Raw genomic sequence first — 12,966 nt, forward strand, 5'->3', positions numbered from 1 at the left:
AAGGGTGGAAAAATCGTGCTACTACATTAGACTTTAGTCTAATGTAGGTTAAAACTTGACCTGTATGGGATTGCGAGTAAACTACCGTTTCTTTGCACAATATCACACTTTTTTAGTTACATTTTGCCCAAAAAATGAAAGAGAAATGACCTAATCCTTTGGCAGGTTAGTTTTGTAATTTCATGAACTGGTAGGGAAATCAGGGTGTTGGGTGTATGAGGCCAATTATGTACAGTCACTTTCTTGTAAGGTTAACCATCGGAACGCTTGTGGTTCTCGGTATTAAGCTAAGCGCATTATACTTTTTGCCAATGGTGTTGTTGTTAAACACTCATCATAAAGAGTTCTTTGGATGGTAAAAAAGCCGGGGTTGCCCCGGCTTTTTTATGCCATTTCAATCGCATCGATTTGAGGTTCAATCTCTTTGATCATGGCACTGATGAATGTCGATAACTGGTGCTTTGCGGCGTCCAGATCTTTATCAAGTGTCAGTTTCATGATTTTTTCATGCTCATCAATACGAAATATCTCTTCAAATCCTTTTGGATAGCGGTTTAATGATACTTGGCGATAGCGTTTGATCTGACGAATAATGTCGTGCAAGAACTCCTGCATATTTTTCGAAAAGCAGCCACTAAATAGCGCAAGATAGAAGGCTTCTTGGCGCTCTTCCCACTCTTTCCAGTTAAAGTTATCACCCTGAAATTTAAAGCGAGAGAGTTTATGGAACTCGGTCAGAATATTGAGCTCCCAATTTTCATTACCTTGTTGGATTGATTTTTCCAACAAAACAGAAGCGACGACATTCAAGCTTTCATGTAGGTCATAAAGTTCTGTTTTGGATATTGGCGCCACCCAGCAGCCTTTTTGTGGCTCTAGCTTGACGTATTTGATCCAAGATAATTGAATCAATGCTTCTCGTATAGGAGATGCACCGACGTTATATTTTTCTTTAAGCTCAGCGACAACCAATTTTTGGTTCGGCTTTAACTCTCCCGATAGAATATCCTGACAAATATCTTTTGCGACTTTGTCCGTCAATGTTGGGCTCGACACAATACACCTCATCATCCAATGGAATAATAGACTAAAACAAACATGCAGTATGGCGTGTTGTAAGTCGCCGAGGATAGTACAGTGTGTGGAAATATTGGGCAAGAAAAATTATAAAAAAAAGAGGGCCTAAGCCCTCTTTTTATAGATGTTGGTTATGTAACGTAGGAATTAAAGTACGTGTACAGAAGCGGTGTTCGTTGTGCCTGAAGCAACAAGTGCACCAGAAACCATAACAACGATATCGCCTTTCTTACCAAAACCAGAGCTTAGAGCGTACTCTTTACCGTTTTTGTAGAATGCGTCAGTGCTTTCAATGGAATCAACAAGAACTGGGCGAACACCTTTTGTTAGTACAAGTTGTGCTGCTGTTTTTGGATTCGTTGTTAGCGCTACGATGCTAGCTGTTGGGAAGTATTTACGTACAGAACGTGCAGACTTACCACCATCTGTAGCAACGATGATCAGTGGAGCAGCCAGTTTTTCAGCTGTGTCTACTGCACCTTTACATACGGCTTCAGTAATACGTAGGCGTGGGCTGTCTAGACGTGAACCAAGTTCAGCTTTAAGTGCGCTGTCGGTACGGTTAGCGATTTGAGCCATGATAGTCACAGCTTCAACTGGGTATTTACCTTTCGCTGTTTCGCCTGAAAGCATAACGGCATCAGTACCGTCCATGATTGCGTTTGCTACGTCACCCGCTTCTGCGCGAGTTGGACGTGGGTTTTGAATCATAGAGTCAAGCATTTGAGTTGCCGTGATAACAACTTTACGTGCACGGTTACACTTCTCAATCATCATCTTCTGAGCAAAGATAACTTCTTCTGCTGGGATTTCAACGCCTAGATCGCCACGAGCAACCATGATGCCGTCAGAAGCTTCAAGAATTGCGTCGAAGTTATCAACACCTTCTTGGTTCTCAATTTTAGAGATGATGTGGATGTTTTCGCCGCCGTTTGCGTTTAGCAATTCACGAATTTCTTTTACGTCTTCTTCTTTACGGATGAAAGAAGCAGCAACGAAGTCAACGCCTTGCTCACAACCGAATTTAAGGTCAGCTTTGTCTTTTTCAGAAAGCGCTGGAAGCTTAACTGAAACGCCAGGAAGGTTAACACCTTTGTTTTCGCCAAGTGCACCGTTGTTAAGAACTTTACACTTAACTTCAGTTTCAGTTGTCGCGATAACTTCCATCTCGATTAGGCCGTCATCGACTAGGATAGTGTTACCTGCAGAAAGATCTTTTGCAAAACCAAGGTAGGTAACTGCAACCACATCTTTGTTACCAACAACTGACGCGTCAGTAGTAAACGTGAATTCTTGACCAGCAACTAGGTCGACATCGTTGCCGTCTTCTAGTTTGATTGTACGGATTTCTGGACCTTTAGTATCAAGCAGGATTGCAAGCTGCTTGCCAACTGTCGCCATTACTTCGCGGTAGTTAGTGATGCGAGCTGCGTGCTCTTCGAAGTTACCGTGAGAGAAGTTCAGGCGCATTACGTTCATGCCTGCATTGACAAGTTCAGTCAGCTTTTCTACAGATTCAGTTTTTGGGCCAATCGTACATACGATTTTGGTCTTTTTCATGGAAGTTACTCTCCGGTAAGTAATATTTACAATTTGAAGTTAGTCGTTGTCCACCGAGAAGGCTAGAAATGCCCACTAATAATTCATGTGCGCTATCAAAATTTCATCTAGCTTTTCGTCTTCTTGGTATGAAAGTCTTTCAATACATTTAGTCATTTTATGACCAGTTAAGGCGCTTTCTTGCCTCGAATTCTGTGATGCAACCCGCTTTATGTCAGCGATATTGCAAAAAAATAAACAATAATTTCGTAATTTATTTTCTTTTCGGTGCGGATTCTACCACCTAATTGATTAAAGTTCACGGTACATAACTTGTTTTAGAGCAAGCTTTCGGCGCTTAATATTTAATTTTTAGATCGAAATAAATAATTTGGATGAATCATCAATATGTTGTAACTTTTTTTCAGAATGTACTTTCCAGTTACAGTATTTCTTTCCGGCATTATTCGTTTTTTGAGTGAAATTCAACCAAGTAGACCGTCACTAATGAGGGACATCATGTCGATGTGGTCGATTAATCGATTGATTCAGTAGCTGGTGTGCAGCAAGTAACTGCGCAACCATACTAGAAAGTGAGGCTGTGAGAATCGCTTGCGCCCAATCAGGCAGTTTCTCTGAAATCGAATAGTATACCCATTGTCCTTTTCGCCTATCGGTAACCATTCCACATTGTCTCAGTACGCCAAGTGCGCGAGAGATCTTTGGCTGAGATTCTTGTAATGCTTCACACAGTTCACCCACGCTAAGCTCTATTTCAGAAAAAATCATCAGTGCAATCATTAGGCGCGTTTGATCCGATAAGCATTTATGGACGACGAGTGGATCAAATCCTTGTTCACTGATTTTGCCATGAACCAGCATAAACCACTTAATGCGTTGTTGGAGATCAGTCAAAGAGGCGTCGAATAAGGGATCTGAATACGACGTGGGGGTAGGTAAGTCCCAAAATATGCTTTCGTTGCTGTTTTTAAAAATCCCACATTCAGATTGGGCGGATGAGCATAGTGTGATGACGTAATCAAAATGTTGGTCGTCAAACTCTTGCAGCGATTTAGAGCGAAGATCCTGAGTGTTGTATCCTGCGTTTTCCAACGTCTCAATGGTTCTCTTATCGACATTAGAGGGGCGACTGCCTGCGCTGAATGCTTGGTATTGTTCATGATAATGATGATTAACAATGGCTTCGGCCAGTTGTGATCTTGCTGAGTTTCCACGGCACACAAACAGAATGGTTTTTTTCATATTATCCTCAACGTATGAGCTTGAGTAACCAAGGTCACGGGAACATTAAACTAACAATGCGTGCATATTATGAAAGTTTTATGACGGGATGAAAAGATCCTTGACTATCTATATCTTAAATTTAATATATGCGCATATCCATATGTACTAAGCGTGGCTTTTATCAGAATTGCCACGCAGTAGGGCAAGGAAGCAATGCATTTTGAAGGCTCCCTAGCGAGGGGGACTTGCATTGCTGTCATGTTATCGCGGTATGGTTTCAGAACATAAATAGCCCGATAATGGCCGAAAGTTGGCAAAACATTTATCGACTAAACTTTAACGAAGTGGTGTTACTTTAGAGTACAACGGACCCTTCATATCGCAAAAAGAGAGCATTCTATGGCTATCAAAGTAGGAATTAATGGTTTTGGGCGAATCGGTCGTTTAGCGTTGCGTGCAGCGTTTGATTGGCCCGAGCTTGAGTTTGTTATGATTAATGACGTAGCGGGTGATGCAAAGACGCTTGGCCACCTTCTTGAATTCGATTCAATCCAAGGTCGTTGGCATCATGATGTTCAAGTAGAGGGGACAACCCTTGTTATTAATGGCCAAAAGGTAGCCACCACCCAACAGCGTGATATCAATGCGGTTGATTGGTCTGATTGTGACGTCGTCATTGAGGCGACAGGTGTGCATCGTAAAACCTCTTATTTGAATCAGTACCTAGAGCAAGGCGTGAAACGTGTTGTGGTTTCCGCTCCCGTTAAAGAAGACGGTATTGCCAATATTGTTGTGGGCGTGAACGATCATATTTTCGATCCTGCTGTGCATCGCATTGTTACGGCTGCCTCATGTACGACGAACTGCTTGGCGCCTGTAGTAAAAGTGATTCATGAGAAACTGGGTATTGAGCAAGCGGCGTTCACGACAATTCATGATTTGACCAATACCCAAACCATTTTAGATGCGCCCCATAAAGATCTTCGACGTGCTCGCGCCTGTGGGATGAGTTTGATTCCAACGACAACGGGAAGTGCGACGGCTATCGTTGAAATATTCCCTGAATTGAAAGATAAAATCAATGGCCATGCGGTTCGAGTACCATTAGCGAATGCGTCACTCACCGATATCATTTTTGATGTGAAACGTGATACGACTGCTGAAGAAGTGAATGCTTTATTAAAAGAAGCATCAGAAGGCGAGCTTGCGGGTATTCTTGGCTTTGAAGCACGTCCGCTAGTCTCTATCGATTATAAAGGTGACCAACGTTCGACTATTGTCGACGCGTTATCAACCATGGTAGTAGGGACCCGTATGGTTAAGATTTATGCGTGGTATGACAATGAAATGGGTTATGCCACACGTACAGCGGAATTGGCACGTACTGTTGGATTAGCGGGGTAATGACAATGCATCCTACATGGGAACTAAGCGTTAATGAGGCAACACTTGTTTTTACACCTTGTCCAGGCACTAAAGGGGTGTCTTTACAAGAGTCGCTGTCACAGCTAAAAGCGCAAGGTGTCACTATTATTGTGACGGCGCTAGATAACAGTGAGATGTCAGAAAAAGGGGTGTCTGAACTGGGTAATGCAGCGCAAGTGCTTGGAATGAAATGGTTCCAAACGCCAATTGAAGATGATAAAGCACCAGGTGAGGCGTTTGCTGCTCAATGGTCAGCTATTTCACCTACACTCCATCAAGCTATCAAATCCGGTGAAAAAGTCGCGATGCACTGTATGGGCGGTTCGGGAAGAACCGGGCTTTTAGCCGCCAATTTGTTACTTGAATTAGGCTGGGATTTAGCAACAATCCGTAAAGAGGTGCAAGCACTTCGTCCTGGTGCATTTACCAAGTCACCACAAATTGATTATGTCGAGAAGTTGGCAGCCACATTCTAATTTGTGAACGCCCTCTGTTGAGGGCTTTTTTATGTTCTTTGTATCTGTCTGCATTAGGCCAAAAATCATGTTGTCTAATTTAAGTAAAAGTGTACGCCAGTACATGCTAGTCACCTTTAATTACTGGAATTTTACCATTACCGATGGTGCGCTACGGATGTTAGTCGTACTGTATTTTCATGACCTAGGTTATAGCACGCTAGCCATTGCTTCTTTGTTCCTTTTTTATGAGTTTTTTGGCGTGGTGACCAATCTAGTGGGAGGGTGGCTTGGTGCACGGCTTGGTCTCAATCGCACCATGAACATTGGTCTTGGTATGCAGATTATTGCTTTGTTGATGCTAGCCGTACCAAGTGCCGCCTTAACTATCCCCTGGGTTATGGCTGCGCAAGCATTGTCGGGAATCGCGAAAGATCTCAATAAAATGAGTGCGAAAAGTGCGATTAAAACGCTGGTTCCGGATGAACAACAAGGTGCGTTGTATAAATGGATTGCGATTCTTACGGGGTCAAAAAATGCATTAAAAGGGGCTGGGTTCTTTATTGGCGGCGTGTTGTTATCGGTATTGGGGTTCCAGTATGCGGTACTGGCCATGGCTGGCGTGCTGGCGTTGGTCTTCATTGGCAGTGTGACGCATTTGGAGAATGATCTCGGTAAGGCGAAATCTAAGCCCAAGTTTAAACAGATTTTTTCTAAATCTGAGAGCATTAATATTTTATCAGCGGCTCGGTTGTTTTTGTTTGGCGCAAGGGACGTTTGGTTTGTGGTTGCGCTACCGATTTATTTAGGTTCAGTGTTTGGCTGGAATCATAGTTGGGTCGGGGGATTTCTTGCTTTATGGGTAATCGCTTACGGGTTTGTACAAGGGTTTGCTCCTAAGATTACTGGTAAATCTAAAGGACAGGTTCCAGATGGTGCAGCGGCGTTTTGGTGGGTACTTGCGTTAGCGGTTGTCACCGGGTTAGTCGCTTTGGGCGTGCAAAATGAATGGCACCCTCAGTTTGTGATTGTCGCGGGATTGCTACTCTTTGGTGCTGTTTTTGCCGTAAATTCGTCCTTACATAGTTACTTAATTGTGAGCTATGCAAAAGGCGACGGTGTATCGCTGGATGTCGGTTTTTACTACATGGCCAATGCGATGGGCAGACTTATTGGTACGATTCTCTCAGGTTGGGTTTATCAAGTATCGGGCTTAGCGGCATGTCTTTGGGTTTCATTCGCTTTTTTACTCGTCACCACTGTGATTTCGCTACGCCTGCCGGGGGTAAAAAAGGCGAACCACAGTCATTGATTTAGCAAGATGGCAGGAGATAGCAATGTGGCATCACTGCTGTCTCTCATTTCCTTATGATTCCACAAAACGATCGCCACTGATTAGGTGTGCTTTACGCTTGTGTTTATTGCTATACATATTTCTATCGGCCTGTTTGAGTGTTGTACGCAAGTTGTGATGGAAAGAGGAAATACCAACGCTATAAGCTAAATCTTGATATTGGCCAAAGCGCTGTTTAAAGGCGTTTTCTAGCTTGGTTAGTGCTAATTGCAATAACGCATCATCGCTCGACGAAGTGAGAACGATAAACTCATCCCCTCCATATCGTATGAGCTTATCGGTACTAGCAAATGATTGTCGTAAGCAGCGGGCAAATTTAGTCAGAACTCGATCCCCCTCACTGTGCCCCATCTCATCATTGACTTGCTTAAAGTTGTCTAAGTCTACGGCGACACATATCCCTTCTTGCCATTGTATTGAGTTTAAGTAAGCAAGGTTGTGCAATTTTGTCAGAGGGTCGGTATAGGCTTTTTTTTCGAAGAACTTAGCTTCTTGATGTAATTCAGTGACGTCGAAGCTAGTGGTGTAGATGTACAATTCATCTTCAATCAGAACTTTAAATTTGAGTACGTTGTAGTACAACGTCTCTGTAGGGGTTTTAAATGGAATGATTTTAGGGGCGCATTCACCAAACTCTAAATACTCCATACTGGCATCGTGGCACTTTTTAAGCATGTGGGCGACATCATCAGGCACGAGCTGAGCGAATTCGATCGCATTCATTCCCAGCGGATTGACGTGGGTATACTGACGAAGCCAATGTGAGAACTTATCATTTAGATAAAGGTAGTTGTGTTTGGCGTCGCGAATGGAAAGAAAGCCGGGGAAGTGCTGGAAGAGCCCGATCGCTTGGTGGTATGTTAAGTCTGTCACTGCCAATATCCTACTCAGATAAACTCGTTACTCAATCTTAAAGCGACGGTTATAGTTATCGTTTTGCAGGGTTTCTAACATGTCAATTGCATAAGAACCGTGATGCACATCACCTTGTTCTTGCTAATTTAGTATTTATGTATAAATTCTCACCAGTGAGACAGTTAAAAAGTAAAAATAGAGCTGGTGGTCAGGTCGTGTTGAAACTTTAATCGGCTGTTTTGTTTGGTGTTATTACGATTTTAGTTCTAGGTGATGCGAGTTCATATGACCTAGATATTAGCAAATAATGGCTATACGGCGGTTTACCGTTTTAGGCTCCAACACTCATGTTGGTTGTCGTGATGAAATTGAAAAAGAGCGCCGAAGCGCTCTTTGGGTTGTCGTTCACAAATACTAGAACGTTGCATTGACGGAAAGTTTGAATTTTCGCTCATCACCATAATGAACATCGGTAATCACACCGTTTGAAGAGCTTCCACCTGCGCCGGCTAGGTACTCTTTATCGAATAGGTTTTCGATGTTAAAGCGAAAGTCCCAGCGAATATCGCCGCTCTTAATTTGGTGGGAAGCCCCCGCATCTACGCGAGCATAGCCATCCATTTTCACGGTGTTTTCGTGGTCAGCCCAACGATCGCCTTGATAAAATAAACCAAGGTTGAAAGCCGTGTTATCCGTCATTGAATAGCGAGTCCACGCAGAGCCAGACCATTCAGGAACATTGACGGGACGGTTGCCTTGATAATCGTCGTGCTTTGAATATTCGGCGTCAAGGTACATGGCAGACGTCATGACAAACCATTTATCGAAAATTTGACCTTGTGCTGCGGCTTCAGCACCACGATGGTGCTGAACGCCACCTTGTGTTGTCACTGAGCTGCCATTGATGGTTTCACTGATACTGATATTCTTTTTCTCAATATCGAACAAGGCACCAGTGACAAGAAGTCGGTTATCCATGAGCTCCCATTTTGTCCCGACCTCATATTGACGGCTGGTTTCTGGTACTCGTTCAGTAATGGAGTCATCGCCGTTAACCACGTTGTTTTGTGGTTCAAAGCTTTCCGAATAGTTCGCGTAAATACTACCATTGTAGGCTGGGTGGAAAATAACCCCCGCTTTAGGAGAGAAAGATTGGCTGTCGTGTGCGCCTTTTATATCAACGCTACCATCACTGTTTTGCTGATCTTTATAGAAAAGATCATAACGGCCACCCAATAACACTTGCCACTGATCGTTTAGTGTCACGAGATCTTGCGCGTAGAAACCGTAAAATTGATTGTCAGAGCGGTACGCGGTGGTGTCTTTTCGGTAATCATTGCCCGGATCCTTTGGATAGGGTTGGCCAGGAATTACGGGAGTAGCACCTGAACTTTCTTTGTACTGTTCATAGTTATACAATTTTCCGTTCATGCCAAACAAGGTTCTGTGATTCACACCTAGAGCGTCAAAATCGCCATTGAGGTCTAAGTGAAAAGTCTGAAGCTTCCAGTCATCATGACGGTCGAATGGTTTAATTTCGTAGCTGCCATCAACGATCGTATTGCTTGTTGGTCTTGGCGATGAGTCTTTTCTGTGTCGTGTTAGCGTCTGGTGATTGTAGCTTGCTTTCGCAGTCCAGCTAGAATTGATATAAACCGTTAAATCGGTGCCAATGTTTTCAATGTTATTATCAGTAAAGGCCCAAGGCATATCACGAATAAGGTCACGGCCGCCTATCGTATTACCGTCAGCGTCTAACCATGCTCCCGAGTCAATATTGGCTTTATCTTGCGTTCTTTCATAATGAACCGAGACTAAGCCCCAGTCCGCTAAGTCTGCCTCAATGACACCGTAGCCAAGGAAGCGATCACGTTCTCGGTTATCGCCATTGGAATATTGACGTGATTCAACGGTGTCCTGTTTGACTAATACCGTACGGCCACGGATCGTCCCTGACTCATTGAGTGGGCCCGACGCATCAACGTGGATACGTTTGCTACCTAAGTGGTCAATATCCGTACCGATATTCAACATCGGCTCATAAGTTGGTTTTTTCGACACCATGTTGATCAAGCCGCCCGGTGTGGTCTGACCGTATAGTAGGCTTGACGGTCCTTTGAGGATCTCGACTCGCTCAAGTGTTTCTATTGGGAGCATGTAGTGAGAAAACTGAGCTTGCCCGTTTCTTAAGTAGCTTGAACCGGAATCGAGCTCGAAGCCACGTAAACTGAATACTTCACGGTTCCACTTTTTAGTTCCAGCACTGACACTGGCGTCATTTTGGAGTGCTTCACCTAGGGTTGTGGCGAGTTGTTCATCCAAAACGATTTCCGGGATGACGGTAACGGATTGAGGTGTCTCTAGCATCGTGGCGTCGGTACGCATCGCACCGCTGGCACTGTCTACTTTATAATCATCAAAGCTTTGAGCGTGAATAGTCATCGTTTCATCTGTGCTCGAGGCGGAATTTGCTGATGGTTCTGCAGCGTAAATTGGGGAAGTACTAAGTGCGAGTACCACTGCACTACAAAGGGTTGTTGGTGCTAATTTCATTCTAGGCTTTCCTTGCTTGTCGTAATCAAAGCAATTTTTTAGTTAATTATTTATTTTGTTATGCCACTATTCGTATTGGCGATCGAATACTAATGATATTTATTATCATTTTCAATTATTAATTTTGTAAGCGTTTGTATTTTTTGAGATGAGAGGTAAGTGATTGCAAAGACAAGGTAATTACGATGTAATTCAATTGTTGCTTTTGTCGGAGGGGACTATTTATGGGGCAGGCGTTAACTAAGCCGCAGGATTATTATCGGTATTTGAAGCCTGGAATGAGGTTGAGCTTGTCTATCAATGATAGTGATCAAATCAGAGGTATTCCCTCAACGCTCATCGGTTATAAGGTGGAACAGTTTATCCTGCTTGATGTGTCTGGTATTGATGAGCGTTTGTTGGACAAATTGGTCGATAAAGAATTGGTGGTGCGAGGGTTAACGGACAGCAGCTTTGGCCATGTTATTGCGTTTAAGTCCCAGTGGCAGGCTTTTTCCGGTGTAATTTGCAAACAGCTGTACTTATCAATCCCGGAGCGAGTGGTGTCCAAACCTATACGTGAACACTCACGCTATAAATTGGATTTGCCATGTACTGTCTCGTTTGGTCAGGCTGGTGTTGATGGCAAAGTAATCGACTTTTCGGTGTCGGGGTGTGGCATTTATACTGAACAGTCGCATGATTTTTGCAAAGGTCTAGAAGTGAAAGTTGAGACGGCATTGAACCGATTTTTGCCAAGTAGTATTACGTTCGAGATAGCCAGTATCAAAAAGCAGGGGCAAGGTTCGTTGATTGGTATTCAATTTAATCAACAAATACTCATGTCGAATGCGCTAAAGAATGCTCTCGCTGAAATGTCAATGCAGGTGACCTAGTTGTGTCAGTATTCACCAAAATTAACTGGAAGCGGTGAACAAGCTTCGTCTTCGCTTATTTCAAAGTGTAAACTGTGGTATATAAAGGGTTAATTTTTTCGATGGAACGTTCCAGTTTATGCGCATCTTTACTCTTGCTCTGCTCGTGGTTTTTTCGTGGCTACAATACGTATTGTGGTTTGGGAAAAATGGCGTTGTCGATTTTAATCAGGTTGAGAGTGACATTAAAGTTCAGCAGCAGGTCAACAGCAATTTGCAGGTTCGCAATGATGAGATGTTTGCTGAAATAGACGATCTTCGTCAAGGGCTCGATGCCATTGAAGAGCGAGCTCGGCATGAGCTGGGATTGATCCAAGATGGCGAGACCTTCTATCGCATCATAGGTGAGGAAAACCAGTGATAGCCACATTCCCCCCAATTATTGCTATTGTCCCAGCCGCTGGTGTTGGTAGCAGAATGCAGGCTGATAAGCCTAAACAATATCTCCCAATATTTGGAAAAACGATTTTAGAGCACACGGTCACGAAGTTATTGGCGCACCCTCAAGTGAGTAAAGTGATCGTAGCCATCAGTGAAAAGGATCCTTACTACCCAGAACTTGCCATCGCCAGCCATCCGCAAGTGCAGCGTGTGAGCGGGGGGAAAGAGCGAGCGGATTCTGTCTTATCTGCGGTTAATTGGGTGCAATCAACCGAGCCAGAAGCTTGGTGTTTAGTTCATGACGCTGCCAGACCTTGCGTCTCTTTGGATGATATTACTAAACTTATTCAACAGGTCGTCCCAAATACCGTAGGTGGAATCCTAGCCACTCCTGTGAAAGATACGATGAAAAGAGCCAATGCTGAAAGTACTATCGATCATACGGAGGATCGCAACGGGTTGTGGCATGCGCTCACACCACAGTTGTTTAGTGTGAAAGTGTTACACTCTGCATTGAGTGACGCACTGCAAAATGGCGCAACAATCACTGATGAAGCCTCTGCTATTGAGCGTTTAGGGCAACACCCTAAGCTGGTGGAGGGACGCAGCGACAATCTAAAAGTGACTCGCCCTGAAGATTTAGCGTTAGCAGAGTTTTATTTACTAAGAGAGGAAGAACATAGATGAGAATCGGCCACGGTTTTGATGTACATAAGTTTGGTGGTGACGGGCCTGTTATTATCGGTGGTGTTTCTATTCCTTACGAGCAAGGGCTTCTTGCTCACTCTGATGGTGATGTAGCATTACATGCGCTTTGTGATGCGTTACTCGGCGCCATCGCCGCCGGTGATATAGGACGCCACTTTCCTGATACGGATGCAGAATGGAAAGGGGCAGACAGTCGAGCATTGTTGCGCGATGTGTATACAAAAGTTCGTGCTAAGGGGTATGAACTTGTCAATGCAGACGTGACCATCATGGCGCAAGCCCCTAAAATGGCACCTTATATCGACCAAATGTGTCAGGTAATCGCAACCGATCTTGAGACTGATATTGAAAACGTCAATGTAAAAGCAACAACGACGGAGCGACTTGGTTTTACAGGACGTAAAGAAGGCATCGCCACAGAAGCTGTGGTATTAATCACAAAATCCTTGTCCTAGTAGGC

12 protein-coding genes are annotated in these 12,966 nt (G+C 43.8%); 7 read left to right on the top strand and 5 right to left on the bottom strand.

The genetic code is table 11. The annotated features are described in order from the left end of the window. Nucleotides 1-384 precede the first annotated feature (384 nt). From MD535_RS03870 to MD535_RS03880, 3 genes are all read right to left on the bottom strand, one after another. The gene (locus MD535_RS03870; protein WP_265673810.1) at nucleotides 385-1,068 is read right to left on the bottom strand and encodes a GntR family transcriptional regulator; all 684 of its coding nucleotides are present in this window, start codon (nucleotides 1,066-1,068) and stop codon (nucleotides 385-387) included. A 156-nt stretch (nucleotides 1,069-1,224) separates the two neighbouring features. Then, entirely contained in the window at nucleotides 1,225-2,637 is a 1,413-nt protein-coding gene (pykF, locus tag MD535_RS03875; RefSeq protein ID WP_265673624.1) for a pyruvate kinase PykF, read from the bottom strand. Between the two features lie 483 nt (nucleotides 2,638-3,120). Next, a complete protein-coding gene (locus MD535_RS03880) occupies nucleotides 3,121-3,879 on the bottom strand; it encodes a metalloregulator ArsR/SmtB family transcription factor (protein WP_265673625.1) in 759 nt (252 codons plus the stop codon). A 381-nt stretch (nucleotides 3,880-4,260) separates the two neighbouring features. On the opposite strand from MD535_RS03880, the gene MD535_RS03885 reads away from it, so the two are divergent. The 3 genes from MD535_RS03885 (at nucleotide 4,261) to arsJ (ending at nucleotide 7,053) form a co-directional block, all read left to right on the top strand. Next, a complete protein-coding gene (locus tag MD535_RS03885; protein WP_265673626.1) occupies nucleotides 4,261-5,265 on the top strand; it encodes an ArsJ-associated glyceraldehyde-3-phosphate dehydrogenase in 1,005 nt (334 codons plus the stop codon). Then, nucleotides 5,265-5,762 carry a phosphatase domain-containing putative toxin gene (locus MD535_RS03890; RefSeq protein ID WP_265673627.1) on the top strand — a complete coding sequence of 166 codons (498 nt, stop codon included), beginning with the start codon at nucleotides 5,265-5,267 and terminating at the stop codon, nucleotides 5,760-5,762. Before MD535_RS03885 ends, MD535_RS03890 begins: the two co-directional genes overlap by 1 nt. A gap of 67 nt (nucleotides 5,763-5,829) precedes the next feature. Next, entirely contained in the window at nucleotides 5,830-7,053 is a 1,224-nt protein-coding gene (arsJ, locus tag MD535_RS03895; RefSeq protein ID WP_265673628.1) for an organoarsenical effux MFS transporter ArsJ, read from the top strand. A 54-nt stretch (nucleotides 7,054-7,107) separates the two neighbouring features. Here arsJ and MD535_RS03900 read toward each other — a convergent pair whose 3' ends face one another. After that, nucleotides 7,108-7,968 (bottom strand): GGDEF domain-containing protein, encoded by an 861-nt coding sequence (locus MD535_RS03900; protein WP_265673629.1) that lies wholly within the window; start codon nucleotides 7,966-7,968, stop codon nucleotides 7,108-7,110. A 396-nt stretch (nucleotides 7,969-8,364) separates the two neighbouring features. Next, entirely contained in the window at nucleotides 8,365-10,503 is a 2,139-nt protein-coding gene (locus tag MD535_RS03905) for a TonB-dependent siderophore receptor (RefSeq protein WP_265673630.1), read from the bottom strand. Between the two features lie 224 nt (nucleotides 10,504-10,727). Here MD535_RS03905 and MD535_RS03910 point away from each other — a divergent pair, with 224 nt between their 5' ends. The 4 genes from MD535_RS03910 to ispF all read left to right on the top strand — a co-directional run bounded on the left by MD535_RS03910 (nucleotide 10,728) and on the right by ispF (nucleotide 12,961). Further along, nucleotides 10,728-11,378, top strand: coding sequence for a PilZ domain-containing protein (locus tag MD535_RS03910; RefSeq protein WP_265673631.1), 651 nt, complete (start codon nucleotides 10,728-10,730; stop codon nucleotides 11,376-11,378). A gap of 118 nt (nucleotides 11,379-11,496) precedes the next feature. After that, nucleotides 11,497-11,778 carry a cell division protein FtsB gene (gene ftsB, locus MD535_RS03915; protein ID WP_265673632.1) on the top strand — a complete coding sequence of 94 codons (282 nt, stop codon included), beginning with the start codon at nucleotides 11,497-11,499 and terminating at the stop codon, nucleotides 11,776-11,778. Beyond that, the gene (gene ispD / locus MD535_RS03920) at nucleotides 11,775-12,485 is read left to right on the top strand and encodes a 2-C-methyl-D-erythritol 4-phosphate cytidylyltransferase (RefSeq protein ID WP_265673633.1); all 711 of its coding nucleotides are present in this window, start codon (nucleotides 11,775-11,777) and stop codon (nucleotides 12,483-12,485) included. Before ftsB ends, ispD begins: the two co-directional genes overlap by 4 nt. After that, nucleotides 12,482-12,961 carry a 2-C-methyl-D-erythritol 2,4-cyclodiphosphate synthase gene (gene ispF, locus MD535_RS03925; protein WP_265673634.1) on the top strand — a complete coding sequence of 160 codons (480 nt, stop codon included), beginning with the start codon at nucleotides 12,482-12,484 and terminating at the stop codon, nucleotides 12,959-12,961. Before ispD ends, ispF begins: the two co-directional genes overlap by 4 nt. Nucleotides 12,962-12,966 lie beyond the last annotated feature (5 nt).

The sequence above is a fragment of the Vibrio qingdaonensis genome, assembly GCF_026191675.1.
Taxonomy (GTDB): Bacteria; Pseudomonadota; Gammaproteobacteria; order Enterobacterales; family Vibrionaceae; genus Vibrio; species Vibrio qingdaonensis.